General features: G+C 73.9%; 20 protein-coding genes. 10 read left to right on the top strand and 10 right to left on the bottom strand.

What is annotated here, in order from left to right; all coding sequences use genetic code 11:
- Positions 1-6: 6 nt before the first annotated feature.
- Genes ACFC8N_RS07265 through ACFC8N_RS07255 form a run of 3 tightly spaced genes read right to left on the bottom strand, consistent with a single transcriptional unit; the run spans position 7 to position 2,343 of the window.
- Positions 7-669, bottom strand: coding sequence for an ABC transporter permease (locus ACFC8N_RS07265; RefSeq protein ID WP_356027258.1), 663 nt, complete (start codon positions 667-669; stop codon positions 7-9).
- A gap of 1 nt (position 670) precedes the next feature.
- Entirely contained in the window at positions 671-1,312 is a 642-nt protein-coding gene (locus ACFC8N_RS07260; RefSeq protein ID WP_356027261.1) for an ABC transporter permease, read from the bottom strand.
- Entirely contained in the window at positions 1,309-2,343 is a 1,035-nt protein-coding gene (locus ACFC8N_RS07255) for an ABC transporter ATP-binding protein (protein ID WP_356027263.1), read from the bottom strand. Before ACFC8N_RS07255 ends, ACFC8N_RS07260 begins: the two co-directional genes overlap by 4 nt.
- A 141-nt stretch (positions 2,344-2,484) precedes the next feature.
- Here ACFC8N_RS07255 and ACFC8N_RS07250 point away from each other — a divergent pair, with 141 nt between their 5' ends.
- The 3 genes from ACFC8N_RS07250 (at position 2,485) to ACFC8N_RS07240 (ending at position 5,598) form a co-directional block, all read left to right on the top strand.
- Positions 2,485-4,002: an aromatic amino acid ammonia-lyase gene (locus ACFC8N_RS07250; protein ID WP_356027266.1), complete on the top strand. Its 1,518-nt coding sequence runs from the start codon at positions 2,485-2,487 to the stop codon at positions 4,000-4,002.
- Positions 3,999-4,880 (top strand): MurR/RpiR family transcriptional regulator, encoded by an 882-nt coding sequence (locus tag ACFC8N_RS07245; protein ID WP_356027268.1) that lies wholly within the window; start codon positions 3,999-4,001, stop codon positions 4,878-4,880. Before ACFC8N_RS07250 ends, ACFC8N_RS07245 begins: the two co-directional genes overlap by 4 nt.
- A 106-nt stretch (positions 4,881-4,986) precedes the next feature.
- Positions 4,987-5,598, top strand: a complete 612-nt coding sequence (locus ACFC8N_RS07240; RefSeq protein ID WP_376287236.1) for a hypothetical protein — start codon at positions 4,987-4,989, stop codon at positions 5,596-5,598.
- 4 nt (positions 5,599-5,602) lie between these two features.
- On the opposite strand, the gene ACFC8N_RS07235 is transcribed toward ACFC8N_RS07240, so the two are convergent.
- The 5 genes from ACFC8N_RS07235 to ACFC8N_RS07215 form a co-directional block, all read right to left on the bottom strand.
- On the bottom strand, positions 5,603-5,977 hold the full coding sequence (locus ACFC8N_RS07235; RefSeq protein ID WP_356027273.1) for a hypothetical protein: 375 nt from the start codon (positions 5,975-5,977) through the stop codon (positions 5,603-5,605).
- Between the two features lie 20 nt (positions 5,978-5,997).
- Positions 5,998-6,501 carry a roadblock/LC7 domain-containing protein gene (locus ACFC8N_RS07230; RefSeq protein ID WP_362821490.1) on the bottom strand — a complete coding sequence of 168 codons (504 nt, stop codon included), beginning with the start codon at positions 6,499-6,501 and terminating at the stop codon, positions 5,998-6,000.
- A 46-nt stretch (positions 6,502-6,547) separates the two neighbouring features.
- The gene (locus tag ACFC8N_RS07225) at positions 6,548-7,342 is read right to left on the bottom strand and encodes a transcriptional regulator (RefSeq protein ID WP_376287233.1); all 795 of its coding nucleotides are present in this window, start codon (positions 7,340-7,342) and stop codon (positions 6,548-6,550) included.
- Entirely contained in the window at positions 7,339-7,734 is a 396-nt protein-coding gene (locus ACFC8N_RS07220; RefSeq protein ID WP_376287230.1) for a hypothetical protein, read from the bottom strand. The genes ACFC8N_RS07225 and ACFC8N_RS07220 overlap by 4 nt, the downstream gene beginning before the upstream one ends.
- Before the next feature lie 178 nt (positions 7,735-7,912).
- Positions 7,913-9,301 carry a diaminopimelate decarboxylase gene (locus ACFC8N_RS07215; RefSeq protein ID WP_376287720.1) on the bottom strand — a complete coding sequence of 463 codons (1,389 nt, stop codon included), beginning with the start codon at positions 9,299-9,301 and terminating at the stop codon, positions 7,913-7,915.
- A 123-nt stretch (positions 9,302-9,424) separates the two neighbouring features.
- Between ACFC8N_RS07215 and hutU the strand changes: the two genes are divergently transcribed.
- From hutU to hutI, 4 genes are all read left to right on the top strand, one after another.
- Positions 9,425-11,089: a urocanate hydratase gene (gene hutU, locus ACFC8N_RS07210; protein ID WP_071374642.1), complete on the top strand. Its 1,665-nt coding sequence runs from the start codon at positions 9,425-9,427 to the stop codon at positions 11,087-11,089.
- Positions 11,090-11,178: 89 nt separating this feature from the next.
- Complete coding sequence (locus tag ACFC8N_RS07205; RefSeq protein WP_376287718.1) at positions 11,179-12,381, top strand: allantoate amidohydrolase; 1,203 nt, start codon at positions 11,179-11,181, stop codon at positions 12,379-12,381.
- Complete coding sequence (locus ACFC8N_RS07200; protein WP_362821492.1) at positions 12,378-13,715, top strand: formimidoylglutamate deiminase; 1,338 nt, start codon at positions 12,378-12,380, stop codon at positions 13,713-13,715. The genes ACFC8N_RS07205 and ACFC8N_RS07200 overlap by 4 nt, the downstream gene beginning before the upstream one ends.
- A 20-nt stretch (positions 13,716-13,735) precedes the next feature.
- Positions 13,736-14,911 (top strand): imidazolonepropionase, encoded by a 1,176-nt coding sequence (gene hutI / locus ACFC8N_RS07195; RefSeq protein ID WP_356027288.1) that lies wholly within the window; start codon positions 13,736-13,738, stop codon positions 14,909-14,911.
- Between the two features lie 23 nt (positions 14,912-14,934).
- Here hutI and ACFC8N_RS07190 read toward each other — a convergent pair whose 3' ends face one another.
- Positions 14,935-16,464 (bottom strand): ricin-type beta-trefoil lectin domain protein, encoded by a 1,530-nt coding sequence (locus ACFC8N_RS07190; protein WP_376287717.1) that lies wholly within the window; start codon positions 16,462-16,464, stop codon positions 14,935-14,937.
- Positions 16,465-16,823: 359 nt separating this feature from the next.
- Entirely contained in the window at positions 16,824-17,732 is a 909-nt protein-coding gene (locus ACFC8N_RS07185) for an RNA polymerase sigma factor SigF (RefSeq protein WP_356027291.1), read from the bottom strand.
- Between the two features lie 249 nt (positions 17,733-17,981).
- On the opposite strand from ACFC8N_RS07185, the gene ACFC8N_RS07180 reads away from it, so the two are divergent.
- The 3 genes from ACFC8N_RS07180 (at position 17,982) to ACFC8N_RS07170 (ending at position 20,106) form a co-directional block, all read left to right on the top strand.
- Positions 17,982-18,359: an STAS domain-containing protein gene (locus ACFC8N_RS07180; RefSeq protein ID WP_356027327.1), complete on the top strand. Its 378-nt coding sequence runs from the start codon at positions 17,982-17,984 to the stop codon at positions 18,357-18,359.
- 276 nt (positions 18,360-18,635) lie between these two features.
- A complete protein-coding gene (locus ACFC8N_RS07175) occupies positions 18,636-19,241 on the top strand; it encodes an ATP-binding protein (protein WP_356027293.1) in 606 nt (201 codons plus the stop codon).
- 151 nt (positions 19,242-19,392) lie between these two features.
- Positions 19,393-20,106: an LPXTG cell wall anchor domain-containing protein gene (locus ACFC8N_RS07170; protein ID WP_356027296.1), complete on the top strand. Its 714-nt coding sequence runs from the start codon at positions 19,393-19,395 to the stop codon at positions 20,104-20,106.
- Positions 20,107-20,114 lie beyond the last annotated feature (8 nt).

The raw sequence follows: 20,114 nt of genomic DNA, 5'->3' as shown, positions 1-20,114 counted from the left end.
GGTTCCCTAAGCGGTGCGGTGGCGGAACAGGAAGCGCTGGAGGGCGGCCAGGGTCATGTCCAGGGCGATGGCGACGACGGCGACCAGCACCGCGCCGCCGAGCACCTGGACCAGGTCGCGCTGGGCGAGGCCGTCGAAGACGTAGCGGCCGAGACCGCCGAAGGAGACGTACGCGGCGATGGTCGCCGTGGCGACGACCTGGATCAGGGCGAGGCGCAGACCCGTCATGATCAGCGGCAGCGCGAGCGGCAGTTCCACCTGGAACAGGACCTGGTGGCCGCGCATGCCCTGGCCGCGCGCCGCGTCCTTCACGTCCGGGTCGACGGCCGTCATGCCGGCGTAGGTGTTGGTGACGATCGCGGGGACGGCGAGGGCGACCAGCGCGACGTACACCGGCAGCATCGACAGGCCGCCGGCCAGGAAGACCAGGACGACCAGGCCGACGGTCGGCAGGGCGCGGCCGAAGGAGGCGAGGTTGATCGCGAGGAACGCGCCCCTGCCGGTGTGGCCGATCAGCAGGCCGAGCGGCAGTCCGATGGCGGCGGCGATGAGCGTGGCCAGCAGGGAGTACTGGAGGTGTTCGGCGAGGCGGTGCGCGATGCCGTCGGGGCCGGTCCACTGGGAGCCGCTGGTCAGCCAGGCACCGAGGTTCTTGAGGAGCTCGTACATCTCAGGCTCGCCTCCTGGTCCACGGAGTGAGGGCGTACTGGACGGCGACCAGCGCCGCGTCCGCCACGACGGCGAGGAGCAGGGTGAGGACCACTCCGGCGATCACCGGGGTCGGGAAGTTGCGCTGGAAGCCGTCGGTGAAGAGCTGGCCCAGGCCGCCGTCGCCGATGTAGGTCGCGACGGAGACCAGGGAGATCGACATGACGGTGGCGATGCGGACGCCGGCGAAGATCACGGGGAGCGCGAGGGGGAACTCGACGGTCAGGAGCGTGCGCAGCGGGCGCGTGCCCATCGCCTTCGCGGCCTCCTTCACCTTCACGGGGACCGAGTCCAGGCCCTCGACGGTGTTCCGCAGCAGGACGACCAGGGTGTAGACGGTCAGGCCGGTGACGGTGGTGGTGCGGGTCAGGCCGCTGACCGGCAGCAGCAGGACGAAGATCGCGATCGACGGGATCGTGAACAGGACGTTGGACAGGCCGAGCAGCAGGCCGCGCAGCCGGGGGAGCCGGTGGGCGACCACGGCCAGCGGCAGCGAGATCAGCAGGCCGAGGGCGACGGCCGTGAGAGCGGCCTGGAGGTGGGAGAGCGTCAGGGTGGTGAGGTCGTCGGTGTGGGCCGATATCCAGGACCAGTCGATCGTCATGCGGCCACCCGCACTTCCGCGTGGGCGCGGCCGGCGTGCTCGTGGATGTCGTCGCGGGAGGTGACGCCGGTGAGGACGCCGTCGGGGCCGACGCGGGCGATCAGGCCGGTGGGGGAGGCGACCGACTCGTTGAGGGCGGAGAGGAGCGAGTCGGTGTCCCGTAGCGGGCGGACCGGGATCTCGGCGTCCTGAGAGGCCCAGTGGAGGGGCTTGCGCTGCGCGTCGAGGGCGAGGGTCCAGGGGCCGCCTTCGGGTGCCGGTCCCTGCGGGACGTCGGCGAGGGTTGTCAGGGACAGCAGCTTCAGTCCGCGCTCGGCGCCGAGGAAGTCGGCCACGAACTCGTCGGCCGGCCGGGCCAGGAGTTCGGCGGGCGGGGCGCACTGGACCAGGTGGCCGCCCGTGCGGAACACGGCGATCTGGTCGCCGAGCCGCACCGCCTCGTCGATGTCGTGCGTGACGAACACGATGGTCTTGCTCAACTCCGCCTGGAGTCGCAGCAGTTCGTCCTGGAGCTGGGCGCGTACCACCGGGTCGACCGCGCCGAACGGCTCGTCCATGAGCAGGACGGGCGGGTCGGCGGCCAGGGCGCGGGCGACGCCGACGCGCTGTTGCTGGCCGCCGGAGAGCTGGTGGGGGTAGCGCCGGCCGGCCTCCGGGGCCAGGCCCACGGTCTCCAGGAGTTCCGCGGCGCGGGCCCGGGCCTCCTTGCGGCGCCGGCCGAGCAGCAGCGGGACGGTGGCGATGTTGTCGAGCACCGTGCGGTGCGGGAAGAGGCCGGCCTGCTGGATGACGTAGCCGATGGAGCGGCGCAGCGCGGCCGCGTCCTGCCGGGTGACGTCCTGGCCGCCGACGCGGATGGTGCCGGAGGTCGGCTCGACCATCCGGTTGATCATCCGCAGGGTGGTGGTCTTGCCGCAACCGGAGGATCCGACCAGGACGGTGATGCCGCCCTCCGGCATCTCCAGGTTGAGGTCGTGGACCGCTGTGGTGCCGTTGGGGAAGCGCTTGTGGACCGCGTCGAACTGGATCATGAGATGTCCCTTGCCCGGCTGTATAACGTCATGCAGAGTTCTTGGTGTGTGAATAGCTTGTCAACGGTTCGACGTTAATCCGCTGTAACGGATGACCGAAGGGCAAGATCGAGTGTCCGGATTGAGGGGAGTTTGGGCGTGTTGTCGTCTCGCATAGTGGATGCATCGCCGTCCGTGTCGTCTGCGCGATCCGCGACCGTGGTGCTGGACGGGTCCGGACTCGGTGTCGAGGACGTCGTACGCCTCGCCGACGGGAGCGCGCGGCCGGTCCCCGCGCCCGAGGCGATGCTGCGCGTGGAGGAGTCCTGGAACGCCGCCCGGCAGATCGCCGCCACCGGACGCGTCTACGGCCGCTCCACCGGCGTCGGCGCCAACCGGAACGAGGACGTGCCCACCGAGGCCGCCTCCGATCACGGCCTGCGCCTGCTGCGCAGCCATGCCGGCGCGATCGGCGGGGAACTCCCCGCCCGGCAGGTGCGCGCCGCCCTCGCCGTCCGCGCCAACCAGTTGCTGGCCGGCGGCGCCGGGCTGCGGCCGAGCGTGGTCACCGCGCTGTGCGAGGCGCTGGAGTCGGGCGCGTACCCGGTCGTCAACGAGTTCGGCTCGGTCGGCACCGGCGACATAGCGGGCCTGGCCCAGGTCGGCCTCGCGCTCGCCGGGGAACACCCGTGGCGGGGCGCGGGCGCCCCCGCCCCGCGGCGCCTCGACAACAACGACGCCCTCGCCCTGATCAGCAGCAACGCCCTGACCCTCGGCCAGTCCGCGCTCGCCCTGCACGAGCTGCGCGGGCTCGTCGGCGCCACCCAGGTCGTCGCCGCCCTGTCCCTGCTCGCCGTCGACGGCTCCCACGAGGCCTACGCCGCCCCGGTGCACGCCGCCCGCGCGGACCGGGGCAGCGCCGAGGCGGCCCGGCGGATGCGCGAGCTGATCGGCGCCGCCGACCGGCCCACCCCGCCGCTCGGCCGGATCCAGGACCCCTACGGCTTCCGGTGCCTGCCCCAGATCCACGGCCCCGCGCACGACGCCGCCGACGCCCTGGAGCGGGTGCTGGACGTGGAGATCAACGCGGCCGCCGAGAACCCGCTCATCGTCCCCGAGGACCAGGCCGCCTACCACCACGGCGGCTTCTACGCGGCCCGACTCGCCCTCGCCCTCGACCACTTCAGGCTCGCCCTCACCCAGGTGGCCCGGCTGTCGACGTCCCGCCTGTCCACCCTCAACGAGCCCGCCTACACCCGGCTGCGGCCCTTCCTCGCCGACTCCGCACCGGCCGCCTCCGGCGTGATGATCCTGGAGTACGCGGCCGCCGCCGCCCTCGGTGACCTGCGTGCCTTCTCCGCGCCCGCCTCGCTCGGCCACGCTGTACTCTCCCGGGGCGTCGAGGAACAGGCGAGCTTCGCCTCGCTCGCCGCGCGGCAGACCCTGCGCGCGTGCGGTGCGTATCGTCTGGTGGTCGGCTGCGAGCTCGTCGCCGCCGTCCGCGCGCTGCGCCTGCGCGACCTGCGGCCCGACCCGGGGCTGCCGGCCGGCCGGGCCTTCGCGCTCGCCGAGCCGGTCCTCGGCACCGACCCGGCCGACCGGCCGCTCACGGACGACGTGGCGGCGGCCGCCGCACTGCTCGACCGGTTCACGGACATCTGGAGGGGGAGCGCGTCATGAGCGCGGACAGGAGTACCGACACCGAGAGTGTGCCGTCCGGCGCCCCGGACAGTCCCGCGGGCCGGTTGCAGGCGCTCTTCGAGGGGCACCGGCTCACCCCGACCCAGCGCCGGATCGCGCACAGCATGGTCCGGCGGGCCGGCGACGTGGCCTTCCTGTCCAGCGTGGAGCTGGCCGAACTGGCCGGGGTCAGCCAGCCGTCGGTGACCCGGTTCGCCGTCGCGCTCGGTTTCGACGGCTATCCGGCGCTGCGCAGGCATCTGCGCGAGGTCGTGCCCGCCGAACCGGCCGCCGAGGCGGGCGCGTTCAACGAGTACCAGCAGGCCGTCGAGGCCGAGATCGAGAACCTGCGCCACCTCGCCGAACTGCTCGCCGACCCGCGCCCGGTGCAGCGGGCCGGCCGGATCCTCGCCGCGTCCCGGCCGCTGCCGGTGCTCGGGCTGCGCGCGGCCGCCTCCCAGGCGTACGGCTTCTCGTACTTCGCGGCCAAGGTCCACCCGGACGTCCGGCTGCTCGACGAGGGCGGCACGATGCTCCAGGACCGCATCGACGCCGTCGTCCGCGCGGGCGCGTCGGCCCTGCTGTGCTTCGCGCTGCCCCGGCATCCGCGCGAGGTCGTCGACACCCTCGCCTACGCCAAGGACGTGGGGCTGACCACGGTCACGGTCGCCGACTCCGCGTTCGCACCGGTCGCCAAGTACTCCGACCTGCTGCTGCCCGCCGCCGTCGGCACCGGGCTCGCCTTCGACACCGCGTGCGCGCCGATGCTGCTCGGCCGGGTGCTGCTGGAGGCGGTCTGCGACGACCTGCCCGAGGCACAGGCCCGGCTGGAGGAGTTCGACGCGAAGGCGGCTGCCCGGGGCCTGTTCGTGGAGTGACCCGTCTGCGGGCTCCCGCAGGTGCTCTCAGGCTCGTCTCAGGTTCGCCCACTAGCTTCCCTGCGACATAGAGGCGCTGTGGGAACACGTGACACGGGAGGCCGACGTGGCGCGCGCAGGACGAGAAGGACGAGAAGGACGCGGGGGACGCGGACTGGCCCGGGTGGCCGTCGTCGTACGGGCCGGGGCCGCACCGCTGTGGTGGTCCGGGGTGGTCGCGGCCGGGATCGGGGTGCTGCCGCCCGGACTGACCGGACGCCGGACCGGGGTGCTGGCCGGGGCCGCGCTGTTCCTCGTGGCCGCGGCCGCGGTACCGCTCGCGCGGCGGGGGCGGTACGACGTTCTCGCGCGCGGCGCGGCCCGCGCGGGCAAGTACGACGTGCTCCAGGACCGGGCGGTGACCGTGCGCGTCTGGCGCCGGGGCCACCGCTGGTGGCTGCTGCTCGCCCTCGCCCTGGCGCTGGGTTCGGCCTTCGTCCTCCCCGCGGCCGGCGGCCTGCTGCTCGCCGGGCTCGGCACCGGACTGCGGCTGAAGGCCGCCTGGATCGGGCGGCGCGAGCGGGCCGGGCAGACGCTGCTGTGGGTGCGCGTCGACCGGCTGGGCCCGCGCGGCGGGAACCCGGTGGGCAAGGCCGTGACGGGCCTGCGCGGTACGGGCATCGCGGCCGGCGACGCGGCCCCGGGCGGGGCCCGCCGCCGCACCGCGGCGCTCGCCTAGGGGCTCAGACCTCCAGTTCCTCCTCGATCCTCCTCAACTGGTGCCGGGCCATCGCCAGGTTGGCCCGGGACGAGTCCAGGACCAGGTAGAGGAACAGGCCGTTGCCGCCACGGCTGGTGAGCAGGCGGACCAGGTGGTACTGGTCGGTCAGCGTGATCAGGATGTCCTCGATCCCGCTCTTGAGGCCCAGCATCTCCATCGTGCGCATCTTGGCGCGGATCACGTCGGTGTTGCCGGCGGCGGCCACGTTCAGGTCGAAGGTCTTGCTGCCGCCCATCGTGCCCAGCGCCATCCCGCTGGTGTAGTCGACGAGCGCGACGCCGGTGGCGCCCTCGATGGAGGTGAGCGCCTCTTTCAGCGCGGTCTCGGTGTTGGCCATGGCGAGTCCTCTCGGATCGTTCAACTGTCGGTTGCGGTGCGCACGTCGGCGCTCGTGGTGCGGGTCGTACGGGGGCGGGTCGGGGGTGCGGGGCTGACGGCGCCGAGCGCCCTGCGGGGCGGGCGGGCGGCCCGGGCGGTGGCCTCGGCGGCGTCGAGCAGCTCCCCGATCCGGGCGCCGGCCCGGCGGCCCTCCAGGTGCAGCCGCCCGACGTTGACCCGGCCTTCGGCGAGCAGGGTCAGCACGGCGGTGCGGCCCGCGGCGTAGGTGGCGACGTAGCCGCCCTCGCCGCGCACCAGCAGCTCGCGGAAGCCGCCGTGTCCCGTCGCGTCGCTGACCCGGACGGCCACGCCGAGCGCGGCGGCGGTCAGCGCGGCCAGGCCCTCGGGGTCGACGCCGGGGGTGTCGTGGGCGACGACGAGTCCGTCGACGCCGGCCGCCAGGGCGCCGGTGAGCTGCGGCACCCGGGTACGCAGCCGGTGCAGCTCCTCCAGGACCGCCCGGAGGTCCTCCTCGGACACCATCAGCTCTCTCCTCTCAGCGGGGCGGTGCTCGGCGGGACGGTGCCGTTCAAAGCGCCTCCAGCGCATCCCTGAGCCTCTTCAGCAGCGCGATGTCGGGGTCGGCGACCGGGGGTGGGTACGGCGGCGCGGGGTCCGGGACCGCGGGGGGCACCGGCGCGAGCCGGCCGGCCGCCGCGAGCCGGCGCACGTCGACCAGCGTGTGGAAGGCCTGCCGGCCCAGGTTCCGGGCGATCCCGGTGGCTGTGCGGACGCCGTCCACGCGGTCCAGGACCGCCCGCTGCCGGGGCGTGAGCGGCGCGGGTGCCACCGGGTCGGCGCGGATCAGCGGGGCGCTGTCGGCGGCCGGGTCGGGCCACAGCCGGTGCAGCAGCAGCCGGCGGCGCAGCGTCTCGCGTTCCAGCGCGACGACCGGCACCGAGGGCAGCGGCCCGGGCCGGGGGGCGTTGTCGTAGCGGAAGCGGCCCGGGGTGCTGCTCGGGGCCAGCGCGAAGTATCCGGCGTCGTACAGCGCGTCCAGGTGGCACAGCTCCAGCGCGCCGGCGGGCAACAGCCCTGATTCCAGCAGGATTTCGGCGGTCCGCAGCGGGCCCGTGGTGCGCGCGGCGGCCTGTTGCCAGGCGGCGGCCGCGAGGGTGCCGTGGGCCGTGAGGAGCACGTCGAGGCCCGGGGAGGAGGGGCTCTCGGCGTGCACCACCCGGCCCTCGGCGAGGTGCAGGACGCCGTGCTCGCGCACCAGGACGCCGGTGGCGCGCTCCTCGGCCAGCCGGGTCAGCATCGGCGACAGGGCCCGGCCGGCCGCCTTGTCGCGCACCGGCAGCGGAGGTATGTGCGTCACGGTCATCCCAGCACCAGCCGGGCGGCCATCTCGCCGAGGCGGATCCGGGCGAGCGCGAGGTTGCCGTCCTCGCGGCCGAGCCACAGGTGCAGGAACACGCTGCTGTCGAAGGACGTGTCCACGAACCGCAGCAGGTGGTAGCTGTCGCGGTTGCTGACGATCACGTCCTCGACGGGTGGCCGCCCGTCGTCGGCGCCATCACCGCGGAGGGCGAACGCGCCGTGCTCGGCGGCCATCCGGGCCAGCTCGGCGGCCTCGGCGGCGGTCGTCTCGTGATCGCCGCCGGGCGCCTCCCCGACCGTGCCGAGCGCCAGTCCGCTCGTCCAGTCCACGAGCGAGGCACCCCGCGCACCGGGCAACCGCATCGCTTCCAGCAGGCACTCGTCGATTCCGGGCACCGTGGCTCCCCTCCCGCCTGGGACTCCGGCTGAGTGACGCCGACACTACGCACCGTGCGCGCCGCGGGTGAGGCCTTTGGCATTTTCCAGTGGAACATGCGTCCGGCGTACTAGTGTGGGTCAACTGGCCTCTGTGACGCTGGAGTTGATCCAGTTGTGCGCGGGGGAGCGGCGTGCGTCAACGGCTCCCGGGCGCCCGCAGGATGGTGAGCGCGTCCGCGTGCGCCCCTCCGGACTCCGCCACCACCTCGGCGACGGTCTGCGGCTCCCGTACGACCGCGAAGGCGACGCCTCCCGCACCGTCCGGCGCGAAGCCGTAGATGCCGGGCCGGGCAAGGGAGTTGTAGGCGTAGTGGTGGGCGAAGTAGTACGCGCCCGTGTCCAGCGCCGCCGCGTAGTCGCCCTGCTCCAGCGCGGGCAGCGCGCGCCCCTCGGCGAGCAGGTCGCCCGAGAAGCAGGCCGGCCCGGCCACGTCCTGCACCACCTCCGGCCCCTGCTTGGGGCGCCCCTTGGCGTCGTACGCGGCGATCCTGAGCGGCCACGCCTCGGGCGCGTACACCGTCCGCGTCGCCACCTGCACGCCCGCGTGCGTCACCGCGATCCGCCGTCCGCCCGCGCTCTTGGCGTACTCCACCCGCGCCACCACCGTCCCGTGCCGGGCCATGAGCGAGCGCCCGAACTCGGTCACCAGCCCGTAGCGCCCGTCGAACAGTCCCGGCACCTGACCGGCCAGCACGCGCGCGTACTGCGCGTACGTCGGCTCCGTCGCCTCCGAGGCGAAGTCCACGGACAGCCCGCCGCCGATGTCGAGCGTGTCGACCTGCCGCCGGCCGGCGCGCGCGTTGATCTCCTCCGCGAGCGCGTACGTCTCCGCCACGCCCCGCGCCAGCAGCGGCAGCGGGATGCCCTGTGAGCCGGTGTGCGCGTGCAGCCGGGTCAGCCACGGCCGCGCCACGAACGCCCGCACGACCCACTCGCGTGCCCCCTCGTCGCGCAGGGGCACCCCGAACTTCGAGGTCGCCGTCGCCGTGGACGTCGCCCGGATCGAGCCGCCGCCGAGCTGCGGATTGACCCTGAGGCCCAGCGGGGAGCGGGTGGACCCCGTGCGGACGAGTGCGTCCAGCCGGTCCAGCTCCTGCGGGTTGTCGGCGTTCACGGCGATGCCGAGGGCCAGTGCCTCGCGCAGCTCGGCCGGGGTCTTCGCGGGCGCGTCCAGCACCGTCCGCTCCGCCGGCACCCCGGCCGCCCGCGCCAGCGCCAGCTCGCCGGGGCTCGCCACCTCCGCGCCGAGCCCCGCCTCGTGCAGCAGCCGCAGCACCGGCACCAGTGGGGTGGCCTTCACCGCGAAGGCGTGCAGCACCGCCGTGCCGGGCGGCACGGCCGTGTCGAACGCCGCCCGCAGCGCCGCCGCCGACCGCCGGATCCCGGTCACGTCCAGCAGTCCCACCACGGCCGCGTCCGGACCGAGCAGCCCCTGCTCCACGGCCGCGCGCACCGCCTCGTCCCGCCGGGCGGCGCGCTCCCGCGCCTCGGTCTCGACATCCCGCTCCACGGTGTCTCCCCTCAGGTCGGCCCCAGGTGCATCCAGCCAAACACCGACGACGTGCGAACGCGCTCCCCCCGATGTATTGACTAGTTCTATTCAGGAAGTCAGGATGTGAATAGACATAGCAACAGGAGGAGGCAGACGATGTCGGGACCCCGCCCCGTACGAGCCCCGCGCGGCACGGAACTCAGTGCCCTGGGATGGCAGCAGGAAGCCGCCCTGCGGATGCTCCAGAACAACCTCGACCCCGAGGTCGCCGAGCACCCCGACAAGCTCGTCGTCTACGGCGGCACCGGCAAGGCCGCCCGTGACTGGCGCTCCTTCGACGCGATGGTCCGCACCCTGAGGACCCTCAAGCAGGACGAGACCATGCTGGTCCAGTCCGGCCGCCCGGTCGGCGTCATGCAGACCCACGAGTGGGCCCCGCGCGTCCTCATCGCCAACTCCAACCTGGTCGGCGACTGGGCCAACTGGGAGGAGTTCCGCCGCCTGGAGGCCCTCGGCCTGACCATGTACGGCCAGATGACCGCCGGCTCCTGGATCTACATCGGCACCCAGGGCATCCTCCAGGGCACCTACGAGACCTTCGCCGCCGTCGCCGCGAAGAAGTTCGGCGGCACCCTCGCGGGCACGATCACCCTCACCGCCGGCCTCGGCGGCATGGGCGGCGCCCAGCCGCTCGCCGTGACCATGAACGACGGCGTCGCGATCTGCATCGACTGCGACCCGCGCGCCATCGAGCGCCGCATCGAGCACCGCTACCTCGACGTGAAGGCCGACTCGCTGGACCACGCCCTCCAGCTCGCCACCGAGGCCCGCGACGCCCGCCGCCCGCTCTCCGTCGGCGTCCTCGGCAACGCCGCCGAGCTGGTCCCGCAGCTGCTCGCGATGAACGCGCCGATCGACATCGTCACCGACCAGACCTCCGCCCACGACCCGCTGTCGTACCTTCCGGTGGGCGTCGCCTTCGAGGACATGGCCGACGCCGCCGCCAAGGACCCGGCCGGCTTCACCACGCGTGCGCGTGAGTCCATGGCGAAGCACGTCGAGGCCATGGTCGGCTTCATGGACGCAGGCGCCGAGGTCTTCGACTACGGCAACTCCATCCGCGGCGAGGCCCAACTCGCCGGGTACGACCGCGCGTTCGCCTTCCCCGGCTTCGTCCCCGCCTACATCCGCCCGCTGTTCTGCGAGGGCAAGGGCCCCTTCCGCTGGGCCGCGCTCTCCGGCGACCCGGCCGACATCGCCAAGACCGACAAGGCGATCCTGGAGCTGTTCCCGGAGAACGAGTCCCTGGCCCGCTGGATCACGATGGCCCGCGAGCGCGTCCACTTCCAGGGCCTGCCCGCGCGCATCTGCTGGCTCGGCTACGGCGAGCGCGACAAGGCCGGCGAGCGCTTCAACGACATGGTCGCCTCCGGCGAGCTGGCCGCCCCGCTGGCCATCGGCCGCGACCACCTGGACTGCGGCTCCGTGGCCTCGCCGTACCGCGAGACCGAGGCCATGCTCGACGGCTCCGACGCCATCGCCGACTGGCCGCTGCTGAACGCCATGGTGAACGTGGCCTCCGGTGCCTCCTGGGTCTCCATCCACCACGGTGGCGGCGTGGGCATGGGACGCTCCATCCACGCCGGGCAGGTCAGCGTGGCGGACGGCACGAAGCTCGCCGGCGAGAAGATCCGCCGCGTGCTCACCAACGACCCGGGCATGGGCGTGATCCGGCACGTGGACGCCGGGTACGACATCGCCGAGTCGGTCGCGGCCGAGCGGGGGGTCCGGGTGCCGATGCGTGAGGGTGACGGCGCGTGACCCAGCGCTCTGCCGCGCCCCGGCCGGTACGGGCCGACGGCACACCGTCCGTCGGCCCCGCCGGCCACCGCACGCCCTCCTTCCAGGAGATGTGGCGCGAGCTTCTTCCCGTCGGCAGGCACTCCGACTCCGGTGGCTACCGGCGGTACGCCTGGACCGGGGCCGATGCCGAGTGCCGGGCCTGGTTCCAGGAGCAGGCCGAGGCGCGCGGGCTGGCCTACGAGGTCGACCGGAACGGGAACCAGTGGGCCTGGCTCGGGGACCCGGCGGCCGGGGACGCCGTCGTCACCGGGTCGCATCTCGACTCCGTGCCGGACGGCGGGGCCTTCGACGGGCCCCTCGGGGTCGTGTCCTCCTTCGCCGCGCTCGATGAACTGCGCGGCCGGGGCGTGCGGTTCGGCAAGCCCCTGGCCATCGTCAACTTCGGCGACGAGGAGGGCGCACGGTTCGGGCTCGCCTGCGTCGGGTCGCGGCTCACCGCCGGGCAGCTGACCGTCGAGCAGGCGCACCGGCTGACCGACGCCGACGGAGTCACGCTCCCGCGCGCCATGGAGGCCGCCGGGTACGACCCCGACGCCATCGGGGCCGACCCCGAGCGGCTGGCCCGGATCGGCGCCTTCGTCGAGCTGCACGTCGAGCAGGGCCGGGCACTGGACCTGTCCGGGGACCAGGTGGGCATCGCCAGTGCCATCTGGCCGCACGGACGCTGGCGGTTCGACTTCCGGGGCGAGGCCAACCACGCCGGCACCACCCGGCTGGTGGACCGGCGCGACCCGATGCTGTCCTACGCCGAGACCGTGCTCGCCGCCCGCCGGGAGGCCGCGCTCGCCGGTGCCGTGGCCACCTTCGGGAAGATCTCCGTCGAGCCCAACGGGGTCAACGCCATCCCCTCCCTCGTGCGCGGCTGGCTCGACTCCCGCGCCGCCGACCAGGACACCCTGGACACGGTGGTCGGCGGCATCGAGAAGGCGGCCCGGGAGTACGCGGACGCCCACGGCATCGACCTCGACGTCGTCCGGGAGTCCTTCACCCCCGTCGTCGAGTTCGACCACGCCCTGCGCGACGAACTCGGCCGCATCCTGGGCAAGGACACCGGCCTGACCGTGCCCGTCCTCGGGACCGGGGCCGGACACGACGCCGGAATCCTCTCCGGGAGCATTCCGACCGCCATGCTGTTCGTGCGCAACCCCACCGGGGTCTCGCACTCCCCGGCCGAGTCCGCCGCCGAGGACGACTGCCTGGCCGGGGTGCACGCGCTCGCCGACGTACTGGAAGGGCTGGCCCGCACGTGACCAAGGCGACCTACTGGCTGGAGCACGCCTGGCTCGACACCACCGTCGAGCCGGGCGTCGCCCTGGACGTGGAAGGCGGGCGGATCAGCAACGTCCGCACCGGTGTCACCGCCCCGCCGCCCGGCGCCGAGGTGCTGCGCGGCCTGACCCTGCCCGGCCTGGCCAACGCCCACAGCCACGCCTTCCACCGGGCGCTGCGCGGCACCGTCCAGGTCGGCAGCGGCACCTTCTGGACCTGGCGCGAGGTGATGTACTCCGTCGCCGACCGGCTCAGCCCGGAGACCTACCACGCGCTCGCCCGCGCGGTGTACGCCGAGATGGCCCTCGCCGGCATCACGGCCGTCGGCGAGTTCCACTACGTGCACCACGCGCCCGGCGGCACCCCCTACGCGGACCCCAACGCCATGGGCGAGGCGCTGATCGCGGCCGCCGCCGAGGCCGGCATCCGGATCACCCTCCTCGACACCTGCTATCTCTCCGCCGGCTTCGGCGAGGCCCCCAACGCCCGCCAACTGCGGTTCTCCGACGGCAGCGCGGAGGCCTGGGCCGAACGCTGTGCAGTTCTCAAGGAACGGGAACACGCACGGATCGGGGCGGCGATCCACTCCGTACGGGCCGTGCCCGCCGCCCAGTTGGCGACCGTGGCCCGATGGGCCGGGGAACGGCGGGCCCCGCTGCACGTGCACCTGTCGGAGCAGACCGCCGAGAACGACGCCTGCCAGGCCGCCCACGGCTGCACGCCCACCCGGCTGCTCGCCGACCACGGAGTCCTCGGGCCGCGCACCACCGGGGTGCACAACACCCACCTCACGGACGAGGACATCGCCCTGCTCGGCGGCTCGGGCACCGGCACCTGCATGTGCCCGACGACCGAGCGCGACCTCGCCGACGGCATCGGCCCGGCCGTCGCCCTCCAGCGGGCCGGCTCCCCGCTCTCGCTCGGCTCCGACAGCCACGCCGTCATCGACCTGCTCGAAGAGGCGCGCGCGATGGAGCTGAACGAGCGGCTGCGCACCCGCACCCGGGGCCACTGGACCGCGAACTCCCTGCTGCGGGCCGCCACCGCCGACGGCCACGCCGCCCTCGGCTGGGACGAGGCCGGCACGCTGGAGGCGGGCGCTCTCGCCGACTTCACGACGATCGCCCTCGACTCGGTCAGGACAGCGGGCCCGCTGCCCCGACTGGGCGCCGAGACGGCCGTATTCGCGGCGACCGGGGCGGACGTACGGCACACGGTCGTGGGCGGGCGGCAGGTCGTACGCGACGGGGCGCACACGCTCGTACCCGATGTGCCGCAGGCCCTCGCGCGGGCAGTCGAAGCCCTCCGCTCCTGACCACCACCCACGAGGACACCATGAGCAGCAGCACCGTCATCACCAACATCGCCACGCTGGTCACCAACGACCCCTCCCTCGGTGACGGCTCCCCTCTCGGTCTGATCCAGGACGCGGCCGTCGTCATCGACGGCGACCGCGTCGCGTGGACCGGTGAATCCAGCAAAGCACCCGCCACTGACAACCGGGTCGACGCGGGCGGCCGGGCGGTGCTGCCGGGCTTCGTGGACTCCCACTCCCACCTGGTCTTCGCGGGTGACCGCACCCAGGAGTTCAACGCCCGTATGTCCGGCCGCTCCTACACGGCGGGTGGCATCCGCACCACGGTCGCGGCCACCCGCGCCGCGAGCGACGCGGACCTGGAGGCGAACCTGACCCACTACCTGGCGGAGGCGCTCCGCCAGGGCACCACCACCTTCGAGACGAAGTCGGGCTACGGCCTCACGGTCGAGGACGAGTCCCGCGCCCTGCGCATCGCCGCGCGCCACACCGACGAGGTGACGTACCTCGGCGCGCACATCGTCTCCCCCGACTACGCCGACGACCCGGCCGCCTATGTCGCCCTGGTCACCGGCGAGATGCTGGACGCCTGCGCCCCGCACGCCCGCTGGATCGACGTGTTCTGCGAGAAGGGTGCCTTCGACGGCGACCAGGCCCGCGCGATCCTCACCGCCGGCAGGGCGAAGGGCCTGCACCCCCGCATCCACGCCAACCAGCTCTCCTACGGCCCCGGCGTCCAGCTCGCCGTCGAACTCGACGCGGCCAGCGCCGACCACTGCACGCACCTCACCGACGCGGACGTCGACGCCCTCGCGAACAGCGCCACGGTCGCCACCCTCCTGCCCGGCGCGGAGTTCTCCACGCGCGCGCAGTGGCCGGACGCCCGCCGTCTCCTCGACGCCGGTGCGACGGTCGCCCTGTCCACGGACTGCAACCCGGGCTCGTCCTTCACGTCCTCCGTCCCGTTCTGCATCGCCCTGGCCGTCCGCGACATGCGGATGACCCCGGACGAGGCGGTCTGGTCGGCCACGGCGGGCGGTGCGGCGGCCCTGCGCCGCACCGACATCGGCCGCCTCACCCCGGGCGCCCGCGCCGACCTGACCCTCCTGGACGCGCCGAGCCACGTCCACCTCGCCTACCGGCCGGGCGTGCCCCTGGTCAGCGGCGTGTGGCGGCGGGGGGAGCGGGTGGTCTGAACGGCCCGCGCCGTTCGCGGAGTTCAGGCAGCCCCTGCCCGCCAGCGCTGTTCGTCGCCCCCGTCCAGCGGGTCCAGGGAGACGTCGTGGCGGCCGTCGGGGGTCACCGCCGTGTCCGGGGCGATGGCCGGGCGGATCGTGCCGTCGGGGGTGACGGTGAAACGGAGGTTGGCGCCGTTGCGGCCCTGGACCGAGTCGCAGGTCCAGACGCCGACGCCCCGGTCGGTCGCGCCCCGGCTGTCCAGGCAGAACGAGTCGTCGGCCGCCGAACGGACCACACCCAGGCCGGTGTCCACGCGCCAGCGCTGGGTCGGGGAGTCGGAACAGGGGGCCGTGACGACGTCGTTGCCCTGCTCCGGATCGCCGTCGCGGATGTCCAGACAGCGGCCCGTGGCGAGGTTCACCACCTGGGCGTACGACGCTCCCGGGGGTGTGGACGAGGGCGTGGGGCGCGGTGTGGGTGCCGGTGCCGGGGTGGTCGGGCCGAGGGAAGTCCCGGTGGGGGAGGGGGAGTTCGAGGGGCTTGACGGGGACGCGGACGGGGACGGGCGCGGGGGCACCGAGATCGTCGCCGTCACCGTCACCGGGGGAGGGGGCGGGGTCGCCGACGTCGGTTCCCGATCCCGCGTGCGGTCCGGGGTGAGCAGGAAGACCAGGAGCGGGATCAGGGCCACGCCCAGGGCCGCCGAGGTCAGCAGGGCGCGGCGCCCGGCGGGCCACGTCGCTCCCGGCCGGACGGCGGGCGGGCCGGCGGTGGCCGGTGGCTCCTCGGTGCGCAGGTACGCCGCGCCGTTCCAGGGCAGCAGGCCCTCCGCCAGGGTCGGCCGGGGTGCGTCCCGCAGGGCCCGCAGGTCCTCGTAGGCGGCCGTGCAGTGCGGGCAGCTCGCCCTGTGGGCGTCCAGGTCGGCGCTGTGGCGCGGGCCGTCCGGCCGTACCGCCTCCTCGATCAGCCGGCGGAAGTCGGCGCAGCGCGGGTCGTCGGAGGCGGCCAGGCGAAGGCGCAGGCAGGCCCGGGACAGGGAGGTGAGGGCCTGCGGGGTGCCGTACGCCACGTCCGTGCGGCTCAGGCCGAGGAAGGCGGCGGTGCGCTCCTGCGGCTCCTGTTCCAGTACGCCGTACCAGAGCAGGCCCTGGGTGCGGGAGGGCAGCGAGCGGAACGCCGGGAGGAGGGGCGGCACGGGGCCGTCGGGCAGGCCGGACGCGTTCCGCACGAGCAGCAGGCCGGGATCGACGCCCGTGGAGCGCTCGTCGCGCGCCCAGGCCGTCGCCAGCCGGGCGGTCAGCAGCAGGAGGCGGTGGCGCAGCGGGACGGCCGGGTCGACGCCGCGCGCCGTTTCGCGGGCCGCCGTGGTGAAGGTCTCGGCCGCCAGCCGGCGGGCGGCGGACTCGCTCGCCGCGCACAGCCGGGCGTAGGCGAGGACCGCCGGGTGGTGCCGTCGGCGCAGTTCCTGCAACGCGGGGTACGCCGTGGGGGTGGGGGTGCGGAGGAGCTCGGCGAGGCGCGAGTCCGGCGCGTCCGCCAAGCCGCTCTCCGATGTGCCCCCTTCCGGCATGCCTCGTTCCGGCGTGCCGCCTTCCGGTACGGCCCTGTCCGCCCCGGCCCCGTCCGCCTCGGCGTCGTCCCCCTGAGCCATCGTCCCGCCTCCTCGCGACGCCGGGCGGCCGCGCAGTCCGGGCCCCCGTCCGACCTACCGGCCGGTTTGTGGGCCCATGGTGGTGGAGGGTGCCGGGCGGGGAAAGAGGTTTCCCGGGGTAACCGGATAACGGTTGGGGGCGCATGCGTCACCCGGCCCGCACATGCGTCACCCGCCCGCACACGCCGCAGCGGCCCGGTGCCGGTGCGGGCCGGCGGCCGGGCCGTCGCTGCGGCGGTGTCACCTCGAAACGGCGTCGCGGGGTCGCGGGGCGGAGCTCACTCCTCCAGCGTCAGCCCCTTGCGCAGGCGCACCAGCGTGCGGGAGAGCAGCCGGGACACATGCATCTGGGAGATGCCGAGTTCGTCACCGATCTCCGACTGGGTCATGTTCGCCACGAAGCGCAGCGAGAGGATCTTCCGGTCCCGGGACGGGAGTTCGGCGATCAGCGGCTTGAGGGACTCGACGTACTCGATGCCCTCCAGCCCGTGGTCCTCGTACCCGATCCGGTCCGCCAGCGCGCCCTCGGTCTCGTCCTCCTCGGGCTGGGCGTCCAGCGAGGAGGCGGTGTAGGCGTTCGAGGCGGCCATGCCCTCGACGACCTCGTCCTCGCTCAGGCCGAGCCGCTCGGCCAGCTCCGCGACCGTGGGGGAGCGGTCCAGCTTCTGGGCCAGCTCGTCCCCGGCCTTGGCCAGGTCGAGGCGGAGTTCCTGAAGCCTGCGCGGGACGCGCACGGACCACGACGTGTCACGGAAGAACCGCTTGATCTCGCCGATGATCGTCGGCATCGCGAAGGTGGGGAACTCCACCCCGCGCGACAGCTCGAAGCGGTCGATCGCCTTGATCAGGCCGATCGTGCCGACCTGGATGATGTCCTCCATCGGCTCGCTGCGGGAGCGGAAGCGCGAGGCCGAGAACTTGACGAGGGCGAGATTCAGCTCGACGAGAGTGTTGCGGACGTACGCGTACTCGTGCGTCCCTTCCTCCAGCGTCGCGAGACGCTCGAAGAGGGTCTTGGACAGGGCCCGCGCGTCGACCGGACCGATCTCGTCGTACGGCGGGATCTCAGGGAGTCCCTCGACGGGGTCGAGGGGGTCGATGGTCCGATCCAGCTGTTCCGGTGGGGGTGTCGACGTCGCGGACTGGGTATGCGATGCGTCGAGCCGGGGTGACATGGTGTCCTCCATCGTTCTCGGCTTATGGCTGCCGATGCCAATGCGTGCACTGCGGAGTGCGGCGCCTCCAAAGCCGACGTGGGCCGTCGCGGCCCGGTGGGGTTTGTGTCCTTACTAGCCCTACCGGCTTCCGTGAGGCGATCGCAAGTGCGTTCCGTTCGCATATGTCCGAATATGCGAGGTTGTTCAGGTGTCGGAGTGCGTTCGGAAGGCGTAATGTTCGAGGGCATCAGCGGCCACGACCTCGGGAGAGAGAACGGCATGGACCACGGGATGGTCGGCAGCGCACAGTCGGGCCGGCTCCTGGTGGAGGTGCGGGAAGAGGGCTCCAGTGCCGTCGTCCAGCCGGCGGGTGAGCTTGACCACCACACCGCCGATCTGCTGCGCGAGCCCCTCGACCACCTTCTGGCCAAGGGCTTCTCGCGCCTCGTCGTGGACTGCACGCGCCTGGAGTTCTGCGACTCCACGGGCCTGAACGTCCTGCTCGGCGCCCGGCTGAAGGCCGAGGCCGCCGGCGGCGGGGTCCATCTGGCGGGGATGCAGCCGGTGGTGGCCCGCGTGTTCGAGATCACAGGAGCCGAAGCGGTCTTCACCGTGCACGACTCCGTGGCCGCGGCCCTGGCGCCCGGCGCCGACTGAGTCCGCCGGCCCCGCTCGCCCGTCCTTCGCGCCCTGCCCGTCCTGCCCGCGCTCCCGCCCGCCGCTCCGTCGGACGGCGTTCGTGTCCCGCGCCCCCCTTGTGACGAAATCGGGGGGTGTTCCGCCGGATCGGTCGGGCAGGAGAGGGCAGGAGGAGGCGGGAGTGGACACGGGAGTGGGCAGAAGTAAGCAGGAGTGGGCAGGTGGCGGCCGGTCGGTGCGGACCGCTGTCGGCCTTTGAAACGTGAACTGGTGGATCGGTGAGGTGAAGCGCTGATGAGCACCACCCGGCCTTGCTCGCCGGGCGACCGCGGCCCGGAGTCCAGCGGCGCTTCCGGGGCGTCCGAGGAGGGTGCGCCGGGCACGGGCGCGCCCATGGGGGCGGCGGCCGCGCCGGCGGCCGCGGGCATGCCCGTGCGGGCGGAGACGGACGCGCAGGCCGGGGACGCCGGCGGTGCGCAGGGCGTCGGCGGGCGGCAGATCCGCAGGCTGACCCTGGAGGGCGAGAGCGGGGTCGTCCCGCTCGCCCGCGACTTCACGCGCCAGGCGCTGTACGCGTGGGGCTGGCTGCCCGCCGCCACCGCCGACCAGCGCGCCGCCGCCGAGGACGTGCTGCTCGTCGTCTCCGAACTGGTCACCAACGCCTGCCTGCACGCCGAGGGCCCCGACGAACTCGTCCTCGCCTGCGACGACAAGGTGATCCGGCTGGAGGTGTCCGACCGCGGCGCCGGCCAGCCGGCCCCGCGCACCCCGCACCGGGCCGGCCGCCCGGGTGGCCACGGGATGTTCATCGTGCAGCGGCTCTGCCTGGACTGGGGGGTCGTCCGGACCCCGGGGCGGGCGGGCAAGACGGTGTGGGCGGAGCTGGGCGCTCCGCTGTGAGCGCCGCCGGGCTCCCGTAGCTCCCTGAGCTCGCCGGCCGCGGACCGTCTTCGTCACGAATCCTCCCCCGTACCGTCTCTTCCTTCCTCACGCGCCCCGGCGTACCTTGACGGGCCATCTGATGAACCGTCAGGAATGGGGTGGACCGATCGTGTCGTACCCGAAACGAACCGCCGCGCTCGCGTCCGCCGCGGCCCTCGCCGGGTCGGTGCTGCTGCTGGCGGCGCCCGCGGCGCATGCCGATGTCGTCGACGTCAACTACCGCTGCCAGACGCCGATCGGGGTCAAGAGCGCCGTCTCGCCCATCAGCATGACGGGCGTCAAGAGCGGCGCCAACTACAAGATCACGATGTCCTGGCAGAAGGGCGTCTCCTCCAGCCCGGTCGAGCTGGGCAAGGGGGCGATGACCCCGAGCGCCACCATCCGGCTGGGCGGCGCCGACAGCGGCTCGCTCCCGGTCAGCGGGCCCCCCAACGCGGCCGCGATCCCCGCCAACACGCCCATCAAGATCAGCGACTTGAGCGGGACGTACACCCCGAACAAGACCGGCAAGGTCACCTTCACGCCGGGCACGCTCACCATCAAGGCGCTCGGTACGACGACGACCTGCACGCCGACCAACAGCCCGGGGCCGGGTCTGACCCTGGACGTGACGGCGGCCGGCGGTTCCTCCTCCTCGGGCGGCTCGTCCTCCGCGGGGTCGTCCTCGTCCGCCTCGGGCGGCACCTCCGCCGCCGGACAGCTCCCGCAGACCGGCCCCGAGGACTCGGCGGTCGCCCTCGGCACGCTCGGCGCCACGGTGTTCCTCGCCGGCGCGGCCGGTGCGCTGTGGCTGACCCGCCGCGGGCAGTCCGTACGCCGCTGACCCCTGGC

The organism is Streptomyces sp. NPDC055966 (assembly GCF_042269865.1).
Taxonomy (GTDB): Bacteria; Actinomycetota; Actinomycetes; order Streptomycetales; family Streptomycetaceae; genus Streptomyces.
The sequence above is the reverse complement of the archived record's forward strand: the minus strand, read 5'-3'. Positions and strand labels throughout refer to the sequence as shown.